This is a genomic window from Peribacillus sp. Bi134 (assembly GCF_918698065.1).
Classification (GTDB): Bacteria; Bacillota; Bacilli; order Bacillales; family DSM-1321; genus Peribacillus.
Map to the genome: position 1 here is coordinate 154,035 of NZ_CAKKLN010000010.1, position 26,944 is coordinate 180,978.

27 protein-coding genes and 2 pseudogenes are annotated in these 26,944 nt (G+C 34.8%); 23 read left to right on the forward strand and 6 right to left on the reverse strand.

Annotation, left to right across the window (positions count from 1 at the left end; translation table 11 throughout):
- The first annotated feature begins 13 nt into the window (after window positions 1-13).
- The 6 genes from dcm to LQ188_RS22610 all read left to right on the forward strand — a co-directional run bounded on the left by dcm (window position 14) and on the right by LQ188_RS22610 (window position 6,686).
- Complete coding sequence (gene dcm / locus LQ188_RS22585) at window positions 14-1,210, forward strand: DNA (cytosine-5-)-methyltransferase (protein ID WP_230178366.1); 1,197 nt, start codon at window positions 14-16, stop codon at window positions 1,208-1,210.
- Window positions 1,203-1,994 carry a hypothetical protein gene (locus LQ188_RS22590; protein WP_230178368.1) on the forward strand — a complete coding sequence of 264 codons (792 nt, stop codon included), beginning with the start codon at window positions 1,203-1,205 and terminating at the stop codon, window positions 1,992-1,994. Before dcm ends, LQ188_RS22590 begins: the two co-directional genes overlap by 8 nt.
- Window positions 1,994-3,109: a MoxR family ATPase gene (locus LQ188_RS22595; RefSeq protein ID WP_230178370.1), complete on the forward strand. Its 1,116-nt coding sequence runs from the start codon at window positions 1,994-1,996 to the stop codon at window positions 3,107-3,109. Before LQ188_RS22590 ends, LQ188_RS22595 begins: the two co-directional genes overlap by 1 nt.
- Window positions 3,110-3,123: 14 nt before the next feature.
- A complete protein-coding gene (locus LQ188_RS22600; protein ID WP_230178372.1) occupies window positions 3,124-4,383 on the forward strand; it encodes a hypothetical protein in 1,260 nt (419 codons plus the stop codon).
- A 1,656-nt stretch (window positions 4,384-6,039) separates the two neighbouring features.
- A complete protein-coding gene (locus LQ188_RS22605; protein WP_230178374.1) occupies window positions 6,040-6,198 on the forward strand; it encodes a hypothetical protein in 159 nt (52 codons plus the stop codon).
- Between the two features lie 167 nt (window positions 6,199-6,365).
- Window positions 6,366-6,686 (forward strand): hypothetical protein, encoded by a 321-nt coding sequence (locus tag LQ188_RS22610; protein ID WP_230178376.1) that lies wholly within the window; start codon window positions 6,366-6,368, stop codon window positions 6,684-6,686.
- Window positions 6,687-7,194: 508 nt separating this feature from the next.
- On the opposite strand, the gene LQ188_RS22615 is transcribed toward LQ188_RS22610, so the two are convergent.
- Window positions 7,195-7,374 carry a hypothetical protein gene (locus LQ188_RS22615; RefSeq protein WP_230178378.1) on the reverse strand — a complete coding sequence of 60 codons (180 nt, stop codon included), beginning with the start codon at window positions 7,372-7,374 and terminating at the stop codon, window positions 7,195-7,197.
- Window positions 7,375-7,614: 240 nt separating this feature from the next.
- On the opposite strand from LQ188_RS22615, the pseudogene LQ188_RS22620 reads away from it, so the two are divergent.
- From LQ188_RS22620 to LQ188_RS22645, 7 genes and pseudogenes are all read left to right on the forward strand, one after another.
- Window positions 7,615-7,853, forward strand: a pseudogene (locus tag LQ188_RS22620) (nucleotide pyrophosphohydrolase).
- Between the two features lie 16 nt (window positions 7,854-7,869).
- Window positions 7,870-8,166, forward strand: coding sequence for a restriction endonuclease (locus LQ188_RS22625; protein ID WP_230178380.1), 297 nt, complete (start codon window positions 7,870-7,872; stop codon window positions 8,164-8,166).
- A 147-nt stretch (window positions 8,167-8,313) separates the two neighbouring features.
- Window positions 8,314-8,886 carry an HNH endonuclease signature motif containing protein gene (locus LQ188_RS22630; protein WP_230178382.1) on the forward strand — a complete coding sequence of 191 codons (573 nt, stop codon included), beginning with the start codon at window positions 8,314-8,316 and terminating at the stop codon, window positions 8,884-8,886.
- A gap of 47 nt (window positions 8,887-8,933) precedes the next feature.
- Entirely contained in the window at window positions 8,934-9,749 is an 816-nt protein-coding gene (locus tag LQ188_RS22635) for a hypothetical protein (RefSeq protein WP_230178383.1), read from the forward strand.
- Between the two features lie 7 nt (window positions 9,750-9,756).
- Window positions 9,757-10,077 carry a DNA cytosine methyltransferase gene (locus LQ188_RS26755; RefSeq protein WP_253074061.1) on the forward strand — a complete coding sequence of 107 codons (321 nt, stop codon included), beginning with the start codon at window positions 9,757-9,759 and terminating at the stop codon, window positions 10,075-10,077.
- Window positions 10,044-10,190, forward strand: a complete 147-nt coding sequence (locus LQ188_RS26760) for a DNA cytosine methyltransferase (RefSeq protein ID WP_253074063.1) — start codon at window positions 10,044-10,046, stop codon at window positions 10,188-10,190. Before LQ188_RS26755 ends, LQ188_RS26760 begins: the two co-directional genes overlap by 34 nt.
- Before the next feature lie 283 nt (window positions 10,191-10,473).
- A pseudogene (locus tag LQ188_RS22645) lies at window positions 10,474-10,611 on the forward strand (DNA (cytosine-5-)-methyltransferase); the annotation flags it as partial.
- 400 nt (window positions 10,612-11,011) lie between these two features.
- Here the strand turns inward: LQ188_RS22645 and LQ188_RS26880 are convergent.
- A complete protein-coding gene (locus LQ188_RS26880) occupies window positions 11,012-11,230 on the reverse strand; it encodes a hypothetical protein (RefSeq protein WP_363320610.1) in 219 nt (72 codons plus the stop codon).
- A gap of 645 nt (window positions 11,231-11,875) precedes the next feature.
- Here LQ188_RS26880 and LQ188_RS22655 point away from each other — a divergent pair.
- The 5 genes from LQ188_RS22655 to LQ188_RS22665 all read left to right on the forward strand — a co-directional run bounded on the left by LQ188_RS22655 (window position 11,876) and on the right by LQ188_RS22665 (window position 15,417).
- Window positions 11,876-12,949, forward strand: a complete 1,074-nt coding sequence (locus tag LQ188_RS22655; protein ID WP_230178388.1) for a DUF6236 family protein — start codon at window positions 11,876-11,878, stop codon at window positions 12,947-12,949.
- Window positions 12,950-13,447: 498 nt separating this feature from the next.
- Window positions 13,448-13,519: a 30S ribosomal protein S9 gene (rpsI, locus tag LQ188_RS27030; RefSeq protein WP_363320612.1), complete on the forward strand. Its 72-nt coding sequence runs from the start codon at window positions 13,448-13,450 to the stop codon at window positions 13,517-13,519.
- Between the two features lie 314 nt (window positions 13,520-13,833).
- Complete coding sequence (locus tag LQ188_RS27035) at window positions 13,834-14,055, forward strand: nuclease domain-containing protein (RefSeq protein ID WP_363320613.1); 222 nt, start codon at window positions 13,834-13,836, stop codon at window positions 14,053-14,055.
- Entirely contained in the window at window positions 14,031-14,342 is a 312-nt protein-coding gene (locus tag LQ188_RS26765) for a nuclease domain-containing protein (RefSeq protein ID WP_290370144.1), read from the forward strand. Before LQ188_RS27035 ends, LQ188_RS26765 begins: the two co-directional genes overlap by 25 nt.
- 379 nt (window positions 14,343-14,721) lie before the next feature.
- The gene (locus LQ188_RS22665) at window positions 14,722-15,417 is read left to right on the forward strand and encodes a hypothetical protein (RefSeq protein WP_230178390.1); all 696 of its coding nucleotides are present in this window, start codon (window positions 14,722-14,724) and stop codon (window positions 15,415-15,417) included.
- A 365-nt stretch (window positions 15,418-15,782) separates the two neighbouring features.
- On the opposite strand, the gene LQ188_RS22670 is transcribed toward LQ188_RS22665, so the two are convergent.
- Window positions 15,783-15,968 carry a hypothetical protein gene (locus LQ188_RS22670; RefSeq protein WP_230178392.1) on the reverse strand — a complete coding sequence of 62 codons (186 nt, stop codon included), beginning with the start codon at window positions 15,966-15,968 and terminating at the stop codon, window positions 15,783-15,785.
- A gap of 470 nt (window positions 15,969-16,438) precedes the next feature.
- Between LQ188_RS22670 and LQ188_RS22675 the strand changes: the two genes are divergently transcribed.
- Window positions 16,439-16,576, forward strand: a complete 138-nt coding sequence (locus LQ188_RS22675; RefSeq protein WP_230178394.1) for a hypothetical protein — start codon at window positions 16,439-16,441, stop codon at window positions 16,574-16,576.
- A 941-nt stretch (window positions 16,577-17,517) separates the two neighbouring features.
- On the opposite strand, the gene LQ188_RS22680 is transcribed toward LQ188_RS22675, so the two are convergent.
- Window positions 17,518-18,972 (reverse strand): M20 family metallopeptidase, encoded by a 1,455-nt coding sequence (locus tag LQ188_RS22680; protein WP_230178396.1) that lies wholly within the window; start codon window positions 18,970-18,972, stop codon window positions 17,518-17,520.
- A 12-nt stretch (window positions 18,973-18,984) separates the two neighbouring features.
- Window positions 18,985-20,211, reverse strand: a complete 1,227-nt coding sequence (locus tag LQ188_RS22685; RefSeq protein ID WP_230178398.1) for an MFS transporter — start codon at window positions 20,209-20,211, stop codon at window positions 18,985-18,987.
- A 135-nt stretch (window positions 20,212-20,346) separates the two neighbouring features.
- On the opposite strand from LQ188_RS22685, the gene LQ188_RS22690 reads away from it, so the two are divergent.
- Together LQ188_RS22690 and LQ188_RS22695 are read left to right on the forward strand one after the other, a co-directional pair.
- On the forward strand, window positions 20,347-22,401 hold the full coding sequence (locus LQ188_RS22690; RefSeq protein ID WP_230178400.1) for a helix-turn-helix domain-containing protein: 2,055 nt from the start codon (window positions 20,347-20,349) through the stop codon (window positions 22,399-22,401).
- Window positions 22,402-22,877: 476 nt separating this feature from the next.
- Entirely contained in the window at window positions 22,878-23,696 is an 819-nt protein-coding gene (locus LQ188_RS22695; RefSeq protein WP_230178402.1) for an ABC transporter ATP-binding protein, read from the forward strand.
- A gap of 246 nt (window positions 23,697-23,942) precedes the next feature.
- Here LQ188_RS22695 and LQ188_RS26885 read toward each other — a convergent pair whose 3' ends face one another.
- Entirely contained in the window at window positions 23,943-24,074 is a 132-nt protein-coding gene (locus LQ188_RS26885) for a hypothetical protein (RefSeq protein WP_290370140.1), read from the reverse strand.
- 541 nt (window positions 24,075-24,615) lie between these two features.
- Between LQ188_RS26885 and LQ188_RS22700 the strand changes: the two genes are divergently transcribed.
- Window positions 24,616-24,969, forward strand: a complete 354-nt coding sequence (locus tag LQ188_RS22700; protein WP_230178404.1) for a hypothetical protein — start codon at window positions 24,616-24,618, stop codon at window positions 24,967-24,969.
- A gap of 282 nt (window positions 24,970-25,251) precedes the next feature.
- Window positions 25,252-26,943 carry a pre-peptidase C-terminal domain-containing protein gene (locus LQ188_RS22705; protein ID WP_230178406.1) on the forward strand — a complete coding sequence of 564 codons (1,692 nt, stop codon included), beginning with the start codon at window positions 25,252-25,254 and terminating at the stop codon, window positions 26,941-26,943.
- Window position 26,944 lies beyond the last annotated feature (1 nt).

Here is a 26,944-nt window from a genome sequence, read left to right on the forward strand (position 1 = left end):
GAGATTTTAGATTATGAATCAGAATAACAACCAAAACAACATGGATCAGAAATCGCTAGTAGTAGCTGGCTTATTTTCAGGAATAGGTGGGTTTGAACTTGGCTTTGAAAGAGCAGGCTTTAATACATCACTAATGTGTGAGATAGATGAGGGGGCTAGACAAGTATTAAATGTTCGATTTCCCGATAAAGAAATTGTTGAAGATGTAAGAGATATTGATAGGTTACCTGGGAATATTGATGTTTTGAGTGCAGGCTTTCCATGTCAAAATTTAAGTTCAGTAGGTCTAAAAGAAGGAATTGATGGGGAACAATCAGGCTTAGTTAACGAAGTTTTTAGAATCTTAAGAAGCCGGCCCACAGAGTGGGTAATTATTGAAAACGTTCCATTTATGTTGAAATTAAATTCTGGTTTTGCTATGAACACAATTATGACCTCCCTTGAAGAATTAGGGTATAACTGGGCTTACAGAGTTATTGACTCCTCTTCTTTCTTACCTCAAAGGAGAAAAAGGGTATATATTGTCGCATCGTTAAATAACGACCCAAGAAATGTATTACTAAGTGATGATTACTCCGAAGTATACTCAAATTATAATCTCTTTAGCCAAGCCCCGGAAATACCTATTGGCTTTTATTGGACTGAGGGAAAGTATTCTGTTGGATTTGCAGGTAACTCAGTACCTCCCCTTAAAGCAGGTTCAACGATCGGTATTCCCTCACCACCTGCTATTTTATTTCCAGATGGGAGAGCGGTGACACCGGATATACGAGACGCAGAACGTCTGCAAGGTTTTGAGCCTGATTGGACATGCCCAGCTGAGGAGGTGGTTCGGAAATCTATAAGGTGGAAACTAATTGGAAATGCTGTGACTGTAGATGTAATTGAGTGGTTAGGAAATAAGATAAAAAATCCTAGGAACTATGATGAAAGTTCTGACATTCCATTAGCAAATAATAGAGGTTGGCATAATGCAGGTTGGTCTATGGGAAATGGGAGGTATGCTTCAAATGTTTCTGACAAGCCCTTTACTGGATTTCAAATAGGCTTAGATGAATTTTTGGAGTTTGAGCCTAAGCCTTTATCGATTAGAGCTACAAACGGTTTTATTAAACGTGCAAGGGAAGGAAATCTAAACTTTCCGCCAAATTTTATAGAATTACTTCAAAAACATAAGGATTGGATGGAGGTTAGGTTAGTTAATGCCTGAAGAAATTTTAAATGACTTTATCAGTTCACTTGAGTATGTTGTTAATGCTCAACCACAAAATAGCCGCAAGGGAATAAAAGTAACTGAGTGGTTTGATCAATACTTCGGCTCTTCGGGTAAAGCGTGCCATGTAAAAGAATCAAAGCAGATAGCAAATAGGATTGTGGAACAGTTCAAACATAAAGTTCAGCATGTTGTATTTATTTATGATAATTCTGTTTCAAAGGATACACTTTATAAAAATATCATAGATAAACAATATCCTGAATTAAAAACAGCCATAATGGTTGAATTTGATGGACATAATTTCACCCCAACGGTGTTGTGTAAACAAGGGGATTCCCCTGAAGCAGACTTTTTTAAGGGATTCGATGAGATTAAGGAAGTAGAACTACAGGAAATAGTCCAACTTATACCACAAGGCGTAACGATAGATGAGGTAATAGAAGGGAAACACTCTACTACCTCTACCGAAGATAAAATAGGATTTGTCATTGTAGATAGCTTTATAGGGCAAGATGATACTGCGGTCGTTGAGACTATCTTGGAAGTTGAACTCGGACAAACAGTAGTAGTTTTATCTAAAGACAATAACTACGAAATCAACTCGGTTTGGGAAGTGACTTCTATATACAATGACGACAGCTCTTCAAGTACAAAACTCCGTCTAAAAAAGGTAAATTCAATTTCAACAGGTATAAATATAAATACATTACTCGGCAGTGATGTGCTTAGTCAGACTGATCTGTTAGAACTTAAAAAAATGATGGAGGCTTACTCTTAATGGTTTGGTCGGTCGATGGAGGGAAGAAAAAGTTATTTAAGTTGATTGCACCTCCTAAATTGGAGATAACTGAAAAGGACATACAAAAAAACCTGTCTTTTGATATTCCTGTACATATTCTATTACAAATATGTGCAGCAATAAATTCAGGAAAGAATATAATCCTTGTTGGGGCACCTGGGACAGGAAAGACAACGGTAGCTCAAGCTATTTGTAAAGCTGCTTACTTTAAGCTTTTTTCTTTAGGAACAGGAATGTTTACTACTGCAACTTCGGATTGGAGTACATTTGACACAGTTGGTGGTTACATGCCCAATGTGAATGGAAGAGGCAGTTTGGAATTCAGTGAAGGAATCATTACTAGAGCCATTAATCGGCGAGAATGGTTAATAATTGATGAAATTAATCGTGCAGACATAGATAAAGCATTAGGACCATTCTTTTCTGTATTTAGCCAGCATGAAGTTGTCCTACCTTTTAAAACACAAAAAGGTGACAATTTAAAGATCAAACCAGGCACAAAAACCTCTACAGCGGATACCTTTTATATGCACCCGCTATGGAGGTTAATTGGCACAATGAATGACTTTGATAAATTATCTTTATATGAGATTTCTTATGCTTTTATGAGACGTTTTGCTATTATTAGGATACCTATCCCTCGGGAAAGTGAATTAAAAAATATCATCTCAACTCTAGTTCCAAACTGTAATTTGGACACAGGATTTTCTAAATTATTTAAGATATCTAAACATAGAGAAATTGGTCCTTCGGTATTCTTAGATATGGCTAAATATATCATTAACAGAAATCAAGACCCTGCCGCACAAACGGCTGAACATCTTAGAGAAGCAATTGAGTTATTCTTATTTCCACAGTTTGAAGGTCTTTCGAGAACAATCAAGAAGGAAATTGGTAATATCATCAATGACGCTATTCCAATGTATCCTTTAAATGACGAGAGACTAGAATTTGGTCTACTAAAGTTGCCTAAAATGGAAAGTGAAAATGACTCATTAAAAGATGATATTCCCAAAATAGAGGAAGCTTCAAAAGAGATAGAGATAGTTCATGAAGAAGAAACTTCATACGATCCTGATAAAGAAACAAATTAAAAATGGTGTCTAAGATGATAAGTAGAGAAGAATTAGTACAAGAAATTAATGATTTTCTTTTACTTAATACATATCCAAGTAGCAAGATTATTGTTGGTATAAATGTAGCTAGGTCATTTGATTTTACAGAAATTGATCCAAGCCTTATACCTAACTTATTTAGAACCCAATTTTTAATTAATCCAAGGGTTAAAAATTTTATTAATAATTTGTCAGATATAAGACAAAGGTTAGCGAGGACTACCTATTTAAATGAGGAAGTTACCTCAGGGGTTATAAAAGGACCAATTAATTGGGGAAAAACAATTACTTTAAGAATGTCACAGGGGAATTCTAATTTCCCATTATATGTTACCAAGACTAGAAATAAAACTTTTGATATACCGCAAAATCGATTATTAGTTTACCTTCTTAAATCAGTTAATGAGTTGTTTAAACAGATCAATACTCAAGTGATTAAAAATTTGGAAGACAAGTCAGAGTGGGATTATATTCTTTTTAAGAATTATATAGAATATGGACTCTTTGAGATACAAAAAACTATGGCATTAAAACAGATAAAAGAAATAGATTCACCTTCTAATATAGACCAAAGGCTTCTTGATATTGTTGGCAATAGTCGTGATGATTTCTATATTAAACTATATGAGTTGTACCTATTTTACGATGTAATTATATTGCAGTCGGATTATCAAGTACTAGAAGAGAGCTTTACCCAGGCTTTACTTGAAAGAAGTAAAGAAGAAGATTTGATGGAAATGGCTGTGGTAATAAAGCTTTTAAAGAAATTCAGTATAAAGTTTCATGGTGTAAAAAGGAAATTTGGTCTTTTTTCGGCAGAGGCAAATTATTTAGTATCATGGGAGCTACCTAATGGAGTATTTACAATTTCTCTATACAATTTACCTCCATTCATTAATAAAACATTGTATAAGAATCTTTTAGACCAATTGGGTATCCCATTAAAGTCACGGCTTCCGGATATATCGCTATATTGGCAAGGGGAAGATGGAAGTAAATGGGTTAATTTTGTAGAAGTAAAATATACGGATGTTAATTCTCAATACTTTAGACAAAGTTTGTATAAAGTCATGGGATATCTCAAAGATTTTGAAAAATGGTTTAAAACAAATAAACAAGCTCCGGGAGTTACTTTGGTTATTCCTTCAGGACTGAGTAGTGCTGCTATAGAAGATGATATTTATGTAACTCAGTTTAATGATGAAGTTACCCTAGATTTACTTGTTGATAATATAATAGATGACTTGCCTTAAATTATGAATTTAGTCATGAGATCCAAAACTTGAACTCGGATATATAAGGATATCTCCATAAATTTGGTACTATTGGATATAAATATTGTGGATTTATCGATATTGAACAAAAGATTGATGAAAGAGCCTTATATAGGCTCTTTTATTTTTCCTATTAATGAATATTACGAAGTTGAAAAGTTGGCTTCGTAAAATTAAGCGAAGAACAATGAAATTGGATAATATTATAAATTGTAGGAAGTAAATATTTATTCTAAAATGGAGACTGTAGAGGTTGAGAGAAAACGGTCTAAAAAACTATTAAGAGACTGCCGAGCCCCCTTGATATTACTGGAAAATTTGAAGCTGATTTGACCACTGGTGTCCTCCACAGTCTTCAAACCGCTTGAGCCCTGCGTGCCAGGTTTGGTGGGTTCGATTCCCATGCAGCCCCGCCATTACTGACTTTTCAATCAAATACATAATTTCTCACCTCCACAGTCTTTTGCTCATTTTGAACGAGTCTGTTTGAAACCGAAAAGATGTAACTGTGTGTGTTCAGAGCCTTCAAATAACTATATTTGGAGGTTGTTTGTATGCATAAAGGTGTAAGAAAACATGGAAGAATTAGTCCAGTTAGAAACTGGTTACCGAGACTTTCACTATGTCAGAAATGTTCGATTGGTTCATGTGGTTCAAACAATCTGAGGGTTTAGCTCCTCGGACTATTGAAGAATATCAAATGGAGGAGACCCTTTAAGTTTGCAAAGAATACTAGGTCATTCAGATATGAGTATGACTCGAAACTACATTCAAATGACTAACTTGGAATAAAACGTCAATACAACGTTTTCAGTCCTCTCAAGAACGTCTTTAAGTAAAAATAAGTACGATGACAAATCACAGGATTTGAATGCAATTTTTATTGCAAGCAAGTAATAATTAGATATGATGATAGAAAGTGTTTTTATCCAGAAAAAACTGTGAGAAAGATTTTTTTATGTCTTGGAGGTGAAGTTGATAGGTTAGGGATAAAAGACCCTTATAGCCCTAAAACAGGTACTATAAGTTAATGTTATTACGCTAACTGTATAGAAGAGAAGGGTGCAATATTTTGATTGATGTTGAAAAGGAGTATAGAAGGGCTTTTAACACTTTGAAAAATTAGTTAAAATATCCATTTGCTCCCAGTTACACAAATGGATTTAGTGCAGGTCTTGCAGACAAAGAACCAGCCAGACAAACATATGATTACATTGAGGAATTAGGTAAAGATTCTTCTATTGATTCTGCGGAAAAACTAAATTTAGTATATTATTTTTTAGAAAAAGTAGATGAAGAAGAAAGAAATAGACCATTAATGGCTACAAGTTACTATAGAAATCTCCAGTCTTATATAAAAAGGTCAATTTGTAATATTGAAAAAGGAGAAAACGTTCAGACAACAAGGAAATAAAAAGTTTGATATTAATTCATTTCGGCTGACTGTCATCATGCAGATCAGCTTTAACAGAATAACCATACTACAGAGAACAAGGCACGGAAATAATAATTTGGCCTTTTTATTTTGCTAAAAAACAAACGTATGTTTCATAATAAAGATAAAACAATAAAAAGGAGTTGATAGTCTGCAGTTTAACCTGGAAGTGCATCGAATTATTGAAGGAACGGGGCTAGTTGCTAGAGGAAGGTAATAAAACTGATATTCCAAACGTTACCCACCAGTATATACATAGCTTAAAACGAGAAACAGGGTATCGTAAAACGTTAATTGAAGAAGTAATTGTGAACGGAACAGAAGATATAACAGAAGAAGTAAAGGCAATAGAAAGATGATTTACAGCTACTAAGCCGAAATGAAATGATATTGCTAGACGAAAGAACTGGTATTGTCCATTGGAACGATCGATTATCAAAATACAAGATACGATAAGTTAAAGATTTTATCTAAAACTGAAATCTTATTCTTTTCGAAAATACAATTTTATTTGGGACTTTTTCCAGTGGCTGTATTTCAGGCTTTTAAAGAAGTATATGTTCTAACTTATCTTTTTGAATCACAAGAACAGAAGTACTACTATGATTTATACGAATTGGATTACGAATATTATGCAGTTCAGAAACAAGGTGGTACCTACTACTTAGTAAATCACTCTAATAAATCACCTTACGATAAACAGTTAATGAAGTCACTAATTAATATTTATGAAGGGAAGCTGAATAATATTGATGACGAAAATAGCTTATCTTACTCTTGGTATGAAAAGATTAGGAAAGGTTTAATTGGTGGAGAAAATGAAGATGAACCTTTATACGTATTTTAGAAATAATGCTAAAACACCAGCAGCCTTGAATATGTGGACTTCTTTTAAAGAGGATAGGTCAAAATTGAAGGGGAAGGGCTAGGATTTGTATCACATAATGCCCGTGCTACAACCTATCAAGATAAAGAATCATTAGCCTATACAATAAATCGTTTTATGGTCCGTACAAGTACAAATTCTTTAAGTCACGTGGTGTAACAGCGGATCAGGATTTATACGCCTTGTCTGAACTGATTCAGTGGGATATGGAGAAGTCGAATTCGCAAAGGGGATGCAATCAATCTTTATATACCATCAAAGCGGATGAGGAAGCTATTAAAAGATTATTTGGATAGTGATTTATAATACTAGATGTATACCTAGTTTATTAATATAGACCATACCTTGTACATTTATTATAAACCTTAAATAAAAAGCCTAAAGTCCGGTAGAATAAATTGAACTTTAGTCAGTCCTTAAGCTAAATATTCGGATATTTTGACTTTAGATGTTTCAAATAATTCATGCCTTAATTTTTGCCATCTTTTTTAAACAATTCATGTGCTTCTCTTTTTATTTGTTCTATAGTATGAGTAACGCCTTTTAGATAACCTTCATCATGTCCTTCTTTATAACCATGTGCATAACCTTTTAAGTAGTTTTCCGCAGCAATTTTGTCCAAATAATCTTTTCCAGGATTCTTCTGCATAAAATAACCCCCTTTGAATGAGAATGTATGTTCTTAATTATAATATACAATGAGTATTTAAAATATTCAATTAAAAAGTTTTTTTAGTTTTTCATAGTATTCTCTTCCATGTGGGTTTTATTTAGATGAGTAGTATACGAAGGAATGTAATGATGACTAAGGAAAGTAATCTTTTATGGTATAATCTAATTTGGTAATTATATACAAACGACTGTTAAAAATGGATAATTTAATTGAAAAATAATAAAATTTCGGGATGATAGGAACTGGAAACAATTTCATAACCCAAAGGACCTAGCTATTTCTTTAACACTTGAAGCAAGCAAATCACCAGAGAATTTCCAGTGGAATAGCAGCGATGAGGCAATAAAGAATAAATTAGAAAACATATAAGATGAGTTAGCAGATATATTTATTTACTCCTTAAGTATCCAATCAATAAATCGTTTGGTTCAAACAAAAAATACAATGAATTATAGTCTGGAGAGAAAATGAATGCTTTATTTTTTTACTGCAAGTGAACCTACCGCCTATAAAAATTTTAATAAAACTATACTAAAACCGTATCCAATAAAAGATTCATTAAATTTATTAGAGCCGGAAACAATAGAGAAACTTAAACTAAATATTTCAGACAAAAATGTACGTATGTGGGGTGCAAAACCTGGCCCTAGTAATTTACGTAACTGGAATAATCTTAATGAAGGAGATAGTATATTAGCTTATTCTCGAGGTGAGTTCCTGTATTACGCTAAAATACTTTGTAAAACACCTAAACCTATCAATTGTTAGCAAAAGAAATTTGGGGCACTAACAAGGATGGAGAAACGTGGGAATATATATTCTTCATTAAAGACCTAATCAAGATTAAGATTGATAAACGGAAGTTTAATTCATTTTTTTGACTACGGAGTAAATAACAACCCGTTTGGATTTGGTTTGGTTAAAAAAGAAAAGCTTGAGAGGAAACTTAAAGGGTTTAAAAGTATCGATGATTTAATTTACTATTTAAATAATGATTATGTTATTTCAGATGAAGAACTAGAGGATAATATCTATCAAACTGCAATTGTGGAAAAAGGTTTTAGTAATATTGAGGTAGATGTAACCCCTGACCTTCAGCCAATAAAGAAACCAACAACAATAAGGGGGCAAAAAGTTTGGAAAAGAGACCCCGTTGTTGCTAAGAGAGTCTTAAAAAAAGCAGATTTTAAATGTGAAATTGATAATGGACATATTACATTTATATCAAAATCTACCGATACACCATATATGGAAGCCCATCACTTAATACCAATGAAGTACCAGAATGAGTTTCAAAATTCAATTGATGTTGATGGTAACGTTGTTTGTCTTTGTCCGAATTGCCATCGGAAAATACACCACGGAACAAATGATGATAAAAAAGAATTAATCCAAACTCTTTACACGAAACGGTTCAAACTGTTACAAAAATGGGGGATTAGTAAAGAATTAAAAAATGTTCTATCTTTTTATAAGATAGAGGAATGAAATTTTCGAGGTTTTCAAAAATGTTATATTATTTAAAGGAGATAATCATGCCAGAAGAAGAAGTAATAAGACTTACACCAACACCTAATACATTACGTGAATTATTTTTAAAGTCTGGAAATCAATGTGCTTTCCCTGGGTGTTTTGCAAGAATGATTGATAATGATGGTAATTTTATTGGACAGGTTTGCCATATTGAAGCTGCAATGCCTGGTGGTGAAAGGTTCAATTCAGATATGACAAATGATGACAGAAGGCAATTCAGTAACCTAATGTTGATGTGTTACGAACACCATAAAGTAACTGACAATGTGGGTGTATACCCAGTTGAAAGGTTAAAAGCAATGAAACAAGCACATGAAAATAAATTTGCGGATATTGTCTCAAAACTAGAACAATCTGTTGAAGACTTAACTGCTTTTCAAATTAGTCATTCACCTATTAAACTTTTGAGAATAAATGAAGTGCTAGATTGGGGGAGTAGTGAAGAAGAGTTATTAGAAAGTTTAGATGAAGTGAACCAATGGGTAAAGAAATTGAAAAAACTTACTCCAGATACACGTAAAATTTTTGTAATCATGATTGAAAGGTCAATTGATAAACGTATTTGTACTGTTACTCCTTTAGACGAAGTTAAAAGTATTACAAGATTGGGTTTTGAAGAGTATAGAAACCATCTTATTATTCTGCATCGATACGGTTTTATTAGTGAAGCTTTTGAAGACGACGAAGGTTTTATAAGTGAGTTAAATAAGTTTGACAGTGGTTGGCCATTTTGGGATGACCTTTTAAAATTTACGCAAAAAACATCTTACTCTCTTGATGAAATAATTGTTAATTTGAATTTCAGTGTACTCGGGTAATGATTAAATGTTTTTAAATAAAAGCTTTTTTATCAATAATCATACATTAATCGAGGCAGATGTTCGTGATGTGAATGCAAATGAAATGCCAGATGTAGATATTATCACGGCAAGTTGGCCTTGTGTTGCTTTCTACGTTGCAGGAAACAAACACGGAATGAAGTATAAATGTCATGATTGCGAACACGAACATAGTATGACGCATATATTAATGGAGCAGTTTGTCCAGAGTGCGGAGGACATACAGAGGCTATTGATCCGCGTGGGACTTTATTCTTCGAGGTTATTCGTTTTATACGTGCTAAAGAGCCAAGAGCAATCTTTTTAGAAAATGTTAAAAACTTAAAAGGCCACGATAACGGAAATACATTCCGAGTAATCGAACAGATGATGAGAGAGAGTGGATATCATATAGATAGTAAAGTAATGAATACAATATAATATGGAAATATTACCCAAAAACGCGAGAGGATTTTCATTGTTGGATTCAGGGATGAAGAGGTTTTAAACAATTTCCGCTTTCCTGAGCAGATTCCACCAACTAGAACCATATAAAATCCTAGAACGTCAGGAAAAGTAAGATCTTGCTTTATATTACACGGCTACTAGCCAATACTTTACAATGTTACAAAAAGCAATGACACGAAGAGATACTGTCTATCAGTTAAGACGTGTATATGTAAGAGAAAATTAAAGTAATGTATGTCCTACTTTGACAGCGAACATGGGCACGGGAGGGCATAATGTCCCATTAATTATTGACGATTGGGGATTTAGAAAACTAACTCCTAAAGAGGCTCTTCGTTTTCAGGGATTCCCTGTTGATGATAATTATCGCATCCCAGAGGGTATGGCTAACTCTCATATTTATAAGCAAGCAGGTAATGCTGTAAGTGTTCCAGTCATTAGACGTATTAGAGAATTTCATTGCTGCACTCGATACTGTCTATAATGTTGAAGAAGCAGAAGAAAATGAACTATTAAGAGCAACAGTCTAAGACCTTTCGGGGTCTTTTTCTGTTTTATTGTCAAAAATTAACCTGCGCATCCCTCTAAAATCAATGTTAGAGGACTCCATGGGTGTTTATATAGTGTAATTATTTTAGTTATTGAGCCTGTCTTATAAATTTCGTTAAATCTTCTATAACATTATCTAAGTCATTTTTAACTTCGTGTTCCCAAACCCTTTTTAAATGCCACCCATTCTTTCTGTAATAGTCATCTACCACCTTATCTCTATCCTGATTCCGTTTAAGTTTTTTCTACCAGTATTCTAGATTTGTCTTTGGCATATTTCCATGAATAGGGCATTGATGCCCAAAGCATGAGTCAATGAAGATAACAACTTTGTATTTTTTGATTGAGATATCCGGCTTTTCGAACAAATTTTTTGTATTTCTTCTGAAACCATGGTGGCGCAGGGAGCAACCCGCATGGTTAGGGAAGACCGGGAGTAGCGACCCGAATAGCAAGTTGACCAAAAGGTTACTGTTACCTGTTATTTTACCAAAATAAAAAGCTTCCTTACAAGGAACGCTTTTTTTAGTTTTTTTGGAAGCATTTGAAAGTTACGGAAAAATGTAAAAAAGCTGACCTGGAGTAATAACGATAATTTTTTTTCGCCAGTTCAAATTTAGCTATGACTTCTTCCAGTTTTTTTCTACTTACTTCAGCTACATAAACATCTGGAATACAACCCGAAAAGATGTTGACAAGTTGAATGGTAAGGAGATGGCTAAGTGTAGGACTAGTAATGGAGCCTTATGTTTAGTTTTTTCATTTGAGGATGAATTTATTATCTAGAGAAAGACTGAAATCAATAATAATTCTGTTCTTTAGTATCTTTTCACTTAATCCTGTATAAAAAATTCAAAGTTATCCAGTAATAAACCCCAGAAGTCCAGTTAATCTAAGTGTAGTGTAATTAAACTTTTATAAATCCCAAATAACGCACGAAAGAATGAGGCTACTGACTTATATTTGTAAGTGTCTAATCTGAGAGAACTATCAATTGTATCGCTGGTGTGTGGCATTGGATATTATATTTTTTGTACATATATATAGGAATAATATGGTATATTTACAGAAGGTTTTAAATATTCACTTATAAGGGAGGGGAAATAGGAGTGAGGATACCAATTTACTATCCAAGCATTGCGCCGCCAAAACAATGGATCTACCAAATGATTTTGTATGGACAAAAGTTCTCAACGATTACGCCAAACGATACAATGGCATATGATGAGTTAGAAAGGCTACTCGGAATAAAAGACTTCATAACATTAATGGACAACTCTATTTATATACCAGCCTCAATAGAAAGTGTCGATATGCGCTTTGATAATATAGATCATAAAACGTTAGAACTCTTTACAGAGTATGAACAGTCAATGTGGGAGGAGGATGAAGAGTTAGCTAGAGCTGGCAACAGATTGAAGGAGCGAGAATCTGTAAGACTACATTTTTCAAAATTCTTTTACGGAGACATTTTGGATGAATTGGTGAGGAGACGTTTTGTAAAGATAGTGGATAGAGACAAAAAAGTGTTAGTGGAAAAACAGATAGCATTGAAATACATGTGCATGTTAGCAGAAGCATTTGCAGATTCAAAATCAGAAAAGACTGGAAATACATATTTTGCTGCTACAAGCCACCTTGCACTACATGAATATCTTCTTAACAAGCATAGTAAATCCGAAGTAGAATTGACTGGTGCAATTAGAATGCAGTTTTTTGAAAAACTTGCTGTCCCTAATGTAGATGTGCCATTAGAAAAGATCTTGGAATTTTGCGATGTAAACAAGCATGCACTTTATAAGTTGGAGATTCTGTTGGAACAATACGTAAGTGAGATTGTAAAGGAAGCAAATAGGACAAATATAAAGGACGCATTAGAGCTAAAAACAAAGGAAATTATCGTTGCTCTGGAGGACTTAAAGCAGAAATTAGATAGTTCTTATATCGTCAATGCGCTTAAGTCATTTGCTTTATTCGTAGCCGGCGGAGAAGCTATGGTAAATTTGTTGGAGCATATAGGCGCTACTGTCCATCCAGCTCTTCCGCTAATAAGTGGTGGCGTTTCTGTAGCGGTTGAGTTAAGGAAAGGATACGTTCAAAACTCGCTCATTCGAAAATCGTCACCAATGGAGTACCTGTATTTAGCCGAACGCGCAGATGTTTTTAGGAATACCATTGGATAGTCCCTAGAAAAGTGACAAGGGACTGACTGATGGAATTGTTTGATGGTTCATTGATACTGATTACAATTAAATCATTTCATTCAGCAGCAGCAATAGGGCTAATGTACTTTTATAAATCACTTAATAACCAGCAAAAAAATGAGTGTTTTTTAATGAACTAACGGGTCGGTCGGACACTCGGTACAGTTTTTTTGGGGAAGCTTTAAGAGAAGTGGGAACATTCCCAATGACGATAGCTATATTGTTAGGGATAGTAGGAGTATTTCTTATTGTGATATCAATAAGAAAAAGTTAAAAGAAATATATAGACATTGTGAAGAACTCTACTTAAAGTAACAGGTGCGTTAGTTGAAAAAGTGGATTATTTTTCGTCCACATTCTGACCACATAACTTATATAACAATATTTTTATAATTTTCATTAAAAAGAAAAAAAGCCCGATAAATCAGGATTTCAGTAATTCATTTTATTTCTAGTTTCTTCATATTTAATATATAAATAAAAGAACGTAAAAAATACGGTCTTAAGGGTGCACGTCGTGCTCATCAGTTCTCAAAATCCTGCCAATAGGAAATCCAGTATTACAAAATAAAGCAGGTTATAGAGAAGTCCTAAGAACTTGGCTTAAGTTTAATTTGGGAGCTAATCTTATATGGGAAGCCAGAGATGAGTTTTTCGGACCAGGAAAGCGGAATTTGCCATTGCTTTATGAATATTGGCTTTTTTTTCATCTTCTCGATCTTATTGCGTCCAAATTTAAATTAGAAAAATTACCTGTATATAGTCTAATTGAGATGCATGAGAATGGTATGTATTTAAAACTAAAATCGGGGAAGCAATTAGTTGTTAATGGGACATAAAAGAAAAACGATGTAGCTTTTAAAATTCAATTTACATACAATAGGACATTTAGCGCTACAAATAACAGAAACCTTGTGGGATCTTGGACAAGGCAAATGAGGCCAGATTATACTTTGAGTATTTGGTCCAATAATTTGAATGTGGGAGAAGCTGAAGAAAGTGGGGCTATTGTCCATCTTCATTTTGATGCCAAATACCGTGCGGATTCTATTGAGGGTATATTTGGGAAGAAGATGAAAACTTAGAAGAGGAACGTAATAAACAAAGGCAGGAAGTTTATAAACGGGCAGATTTGCTTAAAATGCATGCATATAAAGACGCCATTAAACGAACTCAAGGTGCTTATATTCTTTACCCGGGTAACCAAAATCGGATTTGGAGAGAGTTTGAAGAAGTTCTCCCTTCAGTAGGGGCATTTGCTGTAAGGCCAGGCAATTCTGGTGAGGCAATAGGGCTACATGATTTATCAGCAGGGTTTCTTTCAGAGGTACTTGACTATCTGGAGTTAAAATTCACTGGCTCTACAAATTGAAGATATAATTCCGGATTATTATTAAGGAACATGTTAAATCACTGCGCAATATCCACTCAGGGAGAAAAAATAAAATAGCAACACTTTTAGAGGGTTAAAAGCATACTATTTAGCCCTCTGAATTTTGTTGATATATAGGGATTTCTTGCTCTTTAGGAAATAATCGCATAGAAATTAAATCCATTTTTACACGCTACTAACAAAGGTTTAAATGTGATGTAGTTTTAAACGCTAATTGCATTGCTAAATACATACCTATGGTAGGGGGCCAGGAAGGATTAACGACCTTTGGTGTGGAATACTTCATTGAACTAACAGGCAGTTTAGTTAAAATACGTTTTCGTTTATTACCAGATAAATTAAAAGAGGAAGGTCAAACATGGAAAAAGCTAAATTTTCATTTGAATTGGACGGTACACCTTATCAGATTGAATATGAAATAGGACCGTCCATCGATTGGATGAATAGGAGATATTTCCCAAAAGATAAACACGGCGTTTATGTGGCATATAATGATAGTAACGAAGTTATTTATGTTGGGAAGACATGGAATAAGGTCGGGTTTTTTGGTCGTTTGTCCTCAGCACACCATTATTTTGATACATTTAAAAAGGAATGCGAACGAATCGAATTTTTCTATTTGGAGAAATCTCTAGATATACTCATGTTGGAACGTGCCAAAATTCTTCAATTTGATCCACCGCTAAATCGGGATGATGATGATCGCATTAAAATTTCTGAAGAATTTGTGAAAGCTGTGAATGATCAACATGCGTTGCTCGAATTTTATGCACTTTATGATCAGGCGATTTTCGATGAAATGGAGAAAAGAAATCTTACAGAAGAACAAATGATAAAATTATTCAATAAAAAGTATTCTTTGATTAAAAAGGAAGTTTCGATTGAATCCATTTTATACGAGACACAACCGGATTATTTTCCAGCAGAGTATTTTTGCTTTAAGTGCATGGATACAGGCGAAGGGGAAAATAATCTCGGCGAAACGGTATTTTGTGATTGTGAAATCGGTGATAATCTTTGCTTTGAACTTACTGGTAAACATATCGCTGAATGAAATTTCAAGAAAATTGGCTTGGTGGTAATGTACTTTGTATTGTTTATACTTATCTGTTCCAAAAAGCAGAAAGATTGTTGAACTAACGGGTGTTAGTTCAACAACCCACCAAAAATGGATATTAAAATGGCTCAGTTAACTATACTGAGCCATTTATTCCTCAAGAGTGATAATACTTTCGTTTCCCTTTGAATTGTTTTCCAAGGCGGCTATCAATCGAAGGTTAAAATCCCATGCCATGTCGTCATTTTCCCCCTGTTGTTATGTTCTATCTATTAAACCGCGTGATCGAATTTAACGCATATTAAACCGCATAATCTAAACAATAAATCGATATAATAAAATCCTAAAACCAAAAAAGCACCTTATTCATCTTCCTCTATGCCTAATAATATTAATGTTGCCACCGTTACTCCTGGGACAATTGGTTCCAATCCTTTTATGGCTCCTTTTACAAAACCTCTTGTAATTCTTTTTACTGTAAACCCTTCTTTAAATCCTTCCTTCATTGCTTTTGCTGCTAGTTTTGGGTCGAACTTTTCGTTATCCATTTTTATTCTCCTTTACATCAAGAATCACAACCTTAGATTCTTGCACAAAAAAGGGATCCACATGCCATGGCGAGGGATCCTTTTTCCAACGTAAACATAAACACAAACCCGATCTTTTCCGAGATCGGCACCCCATCCAAGGAGGAAGGGGAACATCATACATTTATTTTAGAACGAATGTATGTTTCAATCAACTAAAAACTTCCAACTATGCCAAAAATGTTCGTATCTTTGCCAGGCAGTCATCCACTACATCTTGAGGTGGTTTATGCGATAGCAAGACTCACTGGTTAATTTTTATTATTCATATTTCAACACATACTTCACATCAAAGGGAGTAAGTTTTAATTCTCTCGCTGGAATGTTGGTTTTCGCATAAGCTGGATGCATAGGGAACCATTTTCTCGGCTTACCTCGGTCGATTTGAACAAGCTTTTTTTTATGAAGGACGAGAAGGTCCCTTAGATGAAGTGGAGAAACATGGCAAAGAGATTGAAAAAGTGAAAACTAAAACTGAGGCTGCTGAACCAATGACTAAAGAAGAAGTGGATGCAATAGATATCACTATAGATAAAGCAGATACACCATCAACAGAAGATGTATATTAAGAAGAATATCAATTAGTATAAAATTCTTTTTTGTCTCAAAATATAAGAATACTAGTGGAAATGAGATACTAATTAGAAAAACCTCTAAGATACACCTAGAGTTTTTTTATGTCTACGGAGTCCTGGAAAACCGTAAATGGAGTTTCGCCAATTATACATTACAATAAAAGAAATTGATTCAAGAAAATGTAAAATTATTTTTTATTCCACCTCACTACAACAAGATTACTTGTCTTTTTGAGAGAATGAATTTTATATATTTACAACTTCCTATAATTTATCTTATGCAAATTCGATAAATTTCAAATTATGTGTGTGAAGACTACATATTTTTATGAAAATTCTTTAGATTTAAATAGGTTAAATAAATTTAAGTTTCTTTCCATTCCTTTTATTATATTCTTTAGCTATTAACTTTACATCTCGGTCCTTTATCCATGTAGGCATTCCATGACTATATTTAATAAAGTACAAAGTATAGAGGATTGGGGTGTTTGACCAAGTGCTTTACTAGTAAATCGTTCTGACCGTCCTCTTGAAAAGATTGATACAGATTTCGAGGCAAACATAGAAGATGTTGATCCTGTTGGAGCATGGCATTAGCTAAACCGATTTTGTTGAACGATTAAAAACGGGTGCACAATTAAATGAACCAGATTGCACAATATTTTACGGTGGAGATAACAAAGGCTACACAGTTACCCATTATTAAATTCTAAGTAAGTTGGATTAAAACAAGAAATGTTATCTATACTTCTTGTTTTAATATTTTAAAAGGGGGGAATAGTGGGAAAGCATTATTATAGTCATTTAATATTATTTGGAATAAGCCTATTCGAGATCACTCTCGAGTAGGCTTATTTATTTTTACAAGCAACACCTTTACTTATGGTTCCCGTAATGCATCTAAATGATATTTTTATTTTTCATTGATCAAATTATCAATTAAACAATTTTTGTTTGATACCCTTTTGTTTATTTTTCGGAGGGGTAAGGTCTTTTGGAATTAGGGATGTATATGTTTCCCCGTCGAGTCTTTCAGCTAACTCTTTTTTAGCATTATCAAGTAATTCTGGGTTTTCAAGAGCCGAAATAGCAGTACATGCCATTGCTTTTCCAGCTAATAACATGGCATCATGGGCGTAGCTTTCTTTACCTTGTGCGACAGCCTGCCAAGTATGAAATGGTGTTCCAAACGCCCAGGTGGAAGTAACACATTGTGCGGTTGGAACATTCCAGCTAACATCGGCAACATCTGTAGATCCCCCCATAAATGTTTCTTTTTCAGAAAAAGGAACGATAAAGTCGGCAATAGGCCGTTCTGCTAATTGAGAGGCTCCTTGTTTTCCAACTTGTAAAGCTGCCGTACGCTTCTCCTCGTCAGTCAACGATTCATAGATTGTTTTTGCATAGTCTATATCCTGTTCATTAGCATGAGGAGCTCCTATTTCCTGCATATATTGGTGCATCACTTTTTCAAGGGTCATATTAGGGATTAAATTATGGCAGGAACCTTGAATGTCGAAATCAACCTTCGTTTGCGTCATAAGTGCCGCACCGCGGGAACAGTTAACTACTCTGTCATAAAGCTCTTTTACTTGATCTGGTTTCGGTGCACGGATTAAGTATGTCACTTCCGCCTCAGCCTGAACAACGTTTGGAGCCAATCCTCCTGTATTGGTTACAGCATAATGAATCCGAGCTTCATCAATCATGTGTTCTCTCAAATAATTGACTCCAACATTCATAAGTTCGACTGCATCTAAGGCACTTCTTCCTAAATGTGGTGATGCAGCGGCATGGGCACTTCTCCCTTTAAATTTAAAGTGCGCATGGATGACCGCATTGGCAGTGGAGTTCATGACAGCATTCATTGTTGAAGGATGCCATGAGAAGGCAGCATCAACATCTTTAAAAAGACCGTCTCTTGCCATAAAAGTTTTCCCGTATCCACTTTCTTCTGCTGGACAGCCAAAATATTGTACTGTTCCACCAAGCTTATTTTCCATCAAATAATCCTTAACCGCAATAGCTGCCGCTAAGGAACCTACTCCCAGCAAATTATGTCCACAGCCATGGCCATTTCCATTTTTATTAATGGGCTCGAATGTACTGCTGCGTGCCTGTTGACTTAGCCCTGCCAAGGCATCATATTCCCCGAGTATCGCAATGACCGGATGACCAGATCCATATGAGGCAACAAAACCTGTTTCAAGACTAGCTATTCCCTTTTTTACGGTAAACCCTTCCTTTTCCATTGCTTCGCTAAGCAAATCAGCTGAACGGAATTCCTCAAATCTGGTTTCTGCAAACTCCCATATTTGATCACTTAGCTGTGTAAACAAGGTGCGTTTATTATCTATTAAATTTGTAATTTTTTCTGATAGAGTAGTCAATTTTTCCATCTCCTAAATTGCATTATTTTTGAAAGAAGGAACCTCTTTCTTAGTGCGAATTAAAAATAAAGATCCCGCACACAATAGAGCAAACATAATCAGCATAATAAAAGCAACTGTATAAGAACCGTCAAAAGCATCGACTAAAAATCCTATTAACATCGGAGTAAGAACCCCAGCGAATTGGGCTCCGGTATTAATGAACCCATTTGCAGTACCTACAACCTCTTCAGACAGCATTTTTAATGGAGCTGAGATGATCAGAATAATATTAAACGACATGAATACAGTAACAACACTTTGATAGACAGCAAACATTGCTATATTTGGTGCATATGCCATTAAATATAGAAAAACCGCCGTTAATACTGCAAATACAGCTGCAATTACCTTATCTTTCCCTTCAGGTAATTTATCCAAAATATAGCCGCTTACAATCATTGCAATAATTCCTGCAAACGCTGGAATAGCTGAAATATACCCGACTGATGTTAAGTCGAGATGGCGTTCCGCTACTAAATAAGTTGGCATCCACGCCATTAATCCCCATTGCACTGCATAAATGGCAAAATAGGCAATGAACAAATTCCAGATAATCGGAGTTTTTAAGACTTCTCTTAAGGGTGCTTTATTTTTTGAAGGGTTTTCACTTTTTCCTACAGTTGAATCTTTACGCTCTTTTATAAAAAATACATAGAGGAAGGCAAATATAATACCAATGGCACCCGCAATATAAAAGATTGTTCTCCAACCGATACTTTGCATGGACTGGGTACCTATTATTGGTGTTATTACTCCCATAATTGTCCCAGAAGTGAGCATAAAGGACATGGCACGGCTACGTTCATTTTGTGGAAACCAACTCGCAATACCTTTTGACGCAGATGGAAAAAAGCTGCCTTCCCCAAGTCCAAAAAGAAATCGAATGAGGATTAAGGACATGAAGGACCACGCCATTCCTGACAAAATCGTGAAGACGGACCAAGCAAAAACAGCAATGATAATGATTTTTCGGAAACCAAACCGATCTGCGAGCCACCCACCGGGAATTTGCATTAAGGCATAACCCGCAAAAAAGCTGCTTAAAACAATTCCAGTCTGGGAGGCACTTAAATGTAGATCCTCTGAAATACCTAAAATCGCATAATTCATAAAAAATCGATCAAAGTTTCCAATTGACCATCCTAAAAATAGCAAGATGATAATGACATACTTCCAGTGCGACAATTTAGATACCATATAATTCCTCCTAGCGAAATTAGTTGAATTCTGTATAATTATAAAAAATTCTAACTATTCAAACAATGTTTGACTCTATATAATAATTACATAAACTATGTGGAGGTCTACATATTCCTATGGAGGTTGTATAAAGTGGAAACATTGATGAAAATCAAACAATTTTTAGTGGGTGACTGCTGCTTTTCCCATTTTCAGCTGTGGCAAAGCCTAAATGGATTAGATTTTTCACTTGTTTTATCTCATCATTTTGACAAAGAAACACCCATACCAGAAAGATTTTACAATGAAAAAATTCGCACCCATGAAAATTACACCGATATTTACTATCATTATGTCAATCATACAACCATTGTCCTCAGGCTCAGCAAATCATCCGTATTAAAAATCGAAAGCAAGCAAAAACTTAAAACGATAATCGATTTACATTACTTGCAAGTAATGCTAGATAGAGAAAAATATATTAGGAACAAAATGATGGAGAGCATCCGTGATATATCCGTACACGAAGATTTAGATGATTTGTTAAAAAAAATATTAGAAAATGCCTTATCTGTTATACCTGTAGCTAATATGGGAGTTTTATGGATATACGAACCAAGCTTAGACGTGCTTTTTCCTAAAGCATGGACAGGCGGTCCTAATGAAGAAATTGGAAAAATGAGAATGAGGGTTGGGGAGGGAATTATCGGAAAAACCTTTAAAGATAATAAATCTTTTATTCTTACAAATATAGAGGGAATTCAATCAGAATCCTCTAATATTTCACCAGGTAATCTTTTTCATTTGTATAACTCTGTTCAATTTGATGATTTACAATCCATTATTTCAGTGCCAATAAAGGTTGAGGAGAGTACTTTATGTGTTTTGATCGTCTACCAAAATGGTGCTTATCCTCTTTTAACGAAAGATGATCAACAACTGTTAGAAAGTTTTTCCGATCAGGTTTCTATCGTTTTAAGAAATTCGAAGCTATACCAAAATCTAAAAAAGCAAAATGACCTTTTAATTCAACGAGATACCATACACAATTCTTTAATAAAACTGTCACTTCAAAGTAAAGGGTTACAAAAAATCGCAAATGAAATAAAAAAGATGATAAACCATCCATTAATGATAGTAGACTTAACAGATGATCAATTATATTCAAGTCCTACCCCATGGAAGGTGGAGCTTCCTTCAGAGCTGATAAAAATAAATACAAAAATACCAACTCAATCTTTTTTTACTGAGTCTTATACTAGTCAGTCATTGTATATTCACCCCATTATTGCTATTGATGTTCCAATTGGAATAATGGCCGTAGAAATGGAGGAAGATGACCTTTTTCCTTTAAACAAAATGATTATTGAACAGGCAAGCTCAGTAATTGCATTAGAGATTATCAGAAAACAAACATTAGTGGATTCTTTTTATCAAAAAACAAATGATCTATTCAATGATTTTATTCAGAACCGAGAATATAATCTGATACGAAAGAAGGCCATTGAGCTTAGAATTAATCAGCATCCCTATTATATGGCGATCGTAATTCATCTACATCCTCATGCAGATTTCCATTTTGTTAATATGCAAATGCACAAACTAATTGCCCAAATTAAAAGGCATTTAGGAATATTTGTTTCACTCGTTTTTGGTTATGGAAATAAAGTGACGTTGATATGCCAATTTAATAACTTTGCAGATCAAGATTATGTAAAAAAGAGACTAGCGCTTATTCATACCAACTGGAATAATGTGCATGAAGAATCCCTGAAAATAGGGATGGGTACCTGCTATCCAAGTATGGAGAATATAGCAAAAAGTTACTCCGAAGCGGATAAAGCCCTTTCTTTTCTGATCTCGAGGCAGCTTAAAAATATCGTGAACTATCAGGATATTGGCATAAATCATCTTTTTATTCACCAACCCATTGATGACTTGAACTCTTTTGTAAATGAAATTTTTAATCCCCTCCAATCTGATAAAGACGGTACTTTGGATTTAGAACAAACCCTGCTTGCCTATATGGAGAACGACCGTCAAGCTACACAAACAGCCAAAATTTTGCATATCCATGTTAATACTTTATATCAAAGGCTAAAAAGGATCGAAGAAAAGCTTCAAATTTCCTTTTCAAATCCAGAAGACATTTTAAAAGTTCAACTTGCATGTTATTTAAGAAATTCAATCGTCTCACTAGACTCGTAGCCTTAAGTTGGATAACTCGTTTACCCGGATCACGCCTCCTAAGAAGAGGGATATTCCTTTTCTGAATTCACAACTTTTTATCCTGTTAATTTGATAATATTGGAAGAGAATCTCGTCTTTTTTATGAGGTTCTTGGGAGTAAAAAAATTGACAACATTGAGGTTAACATTTCTGGCAAGAAACTCAACGAATGTGTTTATGGATGGGATAATATTAGATCACTACTTTTAAACTAAGATATTTAGATACTAAATTAAAAGGTAATATTAATATGACGTTGATGTTTGTAGTGGATTTATTCTTCTGATTTTGCCCCCTTGGGTGAAGGGAATCAACTAAAAAAATAGAGAAAAGATTGCTAGGGGACATTGGTTAACGTCTATTAACGTAGCAACGGAACATGGAAACATTTAAAAAAATATTGTACATGGGGAAAAACGTCTGTAAAAGGATTTAATACTTAAGGAGGAGAAAAAGTGAGTCCAACGAAAAGCATCATTTCACTTAAAAACATTACTTGGAAACGAAATGGAAAGCTGTTATTGAATGGGGTTTCATGGGAGGTCCAAAAAGGGGAACATTGGGCTCTTCTAGGACTAAATGGATCAGGAAAAACATCTCTTTTAAAAATGATTACAGGTTATCAATGGCCAAATAGTGGTGAAGTGTCTGTTTTGGGAAATCTTTTTGGAAAAACGAATATTCCTGAACTGCGGAAATCCATCGGCTGGGTCAGTTCCTCATTAGATCAGGAATACCAGTCGCGCCCAAATGATACAGCACTGGAAGTAGTTTTAAGTGGAAAATTTACTTCAATTGGATTATATGAGGAAATTACAGAGGATGATGTAAAGAAAGCAAAAGCATTACTTGACCAATTCAGAATCAAACTTCTGTCTAACCAATTTATCCACACACTCTCTCAAGGTGAAAAAAGAAAAGTAATGATTGCAAGGGCCCTCATGTCTTCACCGCAATTATTAATCTTAGATGAGCCTTGCAATGGACTGGATATTTACTCTAAAGAAGAGCTGTTAACATCTATTGAAGAAATGACAGCTGCACCGAACGGCCCAACCATTTTATATGTTACACACCATATTGAAGAAATTGTACCATCTATAACCCATGCTATGTTAATCAATTCGGGGAACGTTATGGATAAAGGAGAAAAAAGGGACGTATTAACCGAATCATTATTGGAAAAGACCTTTCGTGTCCCAGTTAAAGTAGAATGGGAGAATGAGCGTCCCTGGATTCGGATTAAATCCCTGTTATTTACTGAGAAAAAATAAACCAAGTATGTTGAAGTGTAAAGTAAAACAGTCGTAATGGTAGAACTACAAGATGAATATAGATTACTTTCCATGGGAGGGCCTAATTAAATAACTTAATTTAGTAAGGTCATAATAATACTCGTTAGGACATCTTAATTTATCCCAATATGTAGAATGGTAGGTGTCTTTATAAGGGAGTACTATTCTTGGCATTGTTATGTGCTCTCAAACTAAAAAGGCGAAGACTAAAAATCTTCTCCTTTTTTAATCCTTTTCACGATAATTGGTTCTTCTCTCTCCCAGCTGTTTTGCGGCCTTTTTAGACTTCTCCTGCTCAGGGATTGTATATAGCGCAGCGGTTGTGGTTGAAGTATGACCAAGTTGAGTCATTAGCAAATGGATGCTCCATTAAGTTCGACCCCTAGGTATGCCTCAGATTGTGTGGCGACATCGATTTATTGGACTTAAATGCCTTTGTGTATTTCTTAACTAGAGCCTTAATGGCTCGGTTGGAAATCAGAGTGATATTGAAATAGTTAGTTAAAACCTTTCAGAAAACCTTTGACTAACGGTACTTTAGTTCTATACAAAATGAGTTAAGACCACAAATATAAGACGGGGGAAGAGTTGCTCGTGGTGATTGAAGAACAGCGAAATAAGTTTATAAAGCTCGTCCAACAAGATCTGCTCAATGAAGCAATTTCCGAGAGATTTACATAAGAGTAGGTTTTTTCGAGGTCCACTTTAGAGGGCTTTTTTTGTTGCAAATATAAACACCCAATTAATTCTAGGTATTTTAGGAGTAATGAGCGTATTTTGTATTGGATGCGCTTCAAAAGGATTATTTTAAAAATAAGCCCATTTTACTAGATTGGTTTGATATACTAGAAATGGAAAAATTGAGAGAATCATTTTAATGAGTAGGGAAGTGTAAATAATGCTCTGGAAAATTTACTTTTGGCTAATTTTAGCTATAGAGATAGCTTCAATGTTTGTAGAAACGGTTCATGGTCCGGTGGTAGAAATTACGGATACGGTTATTAGCGTTATCTCCACAATTGGATTATTCGGTTATGTATATAAGAAGCAGTTGTTGTCAAAGTTATTCTGGAAATTCGTATTTATAATAACTGTAATTGAGGGGCTTGCCTATATAATGTTGGATGTAATTAATGATCCGGAACTTGGATTAGGTGGAATTATTTTCGTTACAGCTTTCACGCTATCCATAATGTATCCTTTCTTTCTAGGTTTATATAGATATGGATTCCGTAAGCAAAATTTAGCTTAGTGACATCTTAAATAACAGGTACATTTGTTTAAATAAGGTATAGAGAGACCACAATATGTGGTCTTTTTTTATTTGTTTATAATCACAAATATACAAATAAGAATATCAATTAGTGAAATTTCTTCTTTTTGTCTCAACTGCTATTTACGTTGAGGAATTAACAGCTTAAGAACGACTGACATCTAGCTAAAAAAATTCCAAAAGATAAAAAAATTGGGAAGATTATTTGTGAAACATGGTAGAATAATATTCTAGTAAAAATGTCATAGGAGGAATTTAACAATGAAAAAATATTTAATGGCAGCAAGTGCTTTTTTGGGGGTACTATGTCTCATCTTGGTTAGCGGCGCCTTGAAGGTTTCAGCAAACGTTGGACAGGATACCCTGCAAGCAGCAAAGCCCATTAATGTAAATGCTGTTAATCATGCAATCCTTAATGGAGATGGAGATTATGAAGATTATTGGAAATTCACGCTGACAAAACCGGGTCAAGTTACCTTTAACATGAATAACTATTCGGGATATTCATGGGATTTTGAAATCCTAGATGGTAATGGAAATGAGTTTACAGGTGGAACAACAGATGACAGCAATAAAGCCATGGGTGTGACGGCAAGGAAAGTAGGATTGCCAGCTGGTACTTATTACGTACATATTGAGGATGATTGGAATTCTATTAACGAAACCTATTATTTTGCTGTTAATTTTGCAGAAAACGCAAATGTGGAATACGAATTCAACGATAGTTCAAGTGCAGCAAATAAAATTAAATTAAATACACCTTACGTGGGTGAGATACAAAATTATAATGATGAGGATTATTATAGATTCACCCTTCCTGAAAGTGGAGCTGTCACTCTCAATATGAGTCAAAAATCTGGTAACGGATGGAATGCGAGTATTTTAAATTTAGAGGGTGAAGTGCTTAGTGAGTTGACGACAGAAGATTCTTCGAACGTCACAAAACCGACGGAACGGACGGTCGGGCTACCTAAAGGAGATTACTTAATCCATATTGAAGACAATTGGGGTTCAACTTACCAGCCCTATGCCTTTACCGTGAAGTTTGCAAAGTCAACTACCTATGAAAAAGAATTCAATAACAACGCCCAGCAGGCAAACAGTATTGGGTTGGGCAAAAACTATTATGGGAATCTCCAAGATAACAATGACACTGATTATTTTACGTTTTACCTATCAAAACCATCAAGTGTATCACTAGAGATGGGAAGGAAGCCATCTGTTAGTTGGTATATGAGCCTCTATAATTCAAACGGTGATGAAGTGGGGTCCTTTAATACGAAGGATGACCAGTTTGCAAAGGGTATAGAATCGAAGAGGTATTCCCTTCCTGCAGGGCGGTACTATATATCGGTGAGTGATTATTATTCAAACACTACTAATTATAAATACCAACTGGCTGTAAAAGTTCAAACGCCGTCTATTAGCAGTAAGTCGGTACAAATAACAAATTATGTAGGCAAATCGGATAGCGTGAAAGTAAGTGCCTTGACTAAAGGCGATGTAGTGAAGTTGTTCGATTCGAAAGGAAAGCTATTTGCTACATCTAAACCAGTTTCAGGTTCCTCTACAACTTTTAGCATCAAACAATTAGGAAAGAATGCCGGTTTTATCTATGTGTCAAACACCCGAAGTGGAATGCTTGAGAGTTCTAGAGTAAAAGTATCGTTTAAAGCAGAACCGAAGACACCTAAGCCAAGCGCTTCCAACATTACGATTAAGAATAATAAGGGTAAGTCAGATACAGTAATAGTCAAGGGATTAAAAAAAAGCGATGTTGTAAAACTCTATTCATCCTCCGGGAAGTATCTATCTAGTAAAACATCCTCTTCTTCCTCTGCAACCATTACGGTTAAGCAGTTAGGTAAGGGCTCAGGTTCTGTTTATGTAACAGTGACACGCCCTGGAATGAATGAAAGCGACAAAGTGAAGAAAACATTCAAAGCAGAATAAT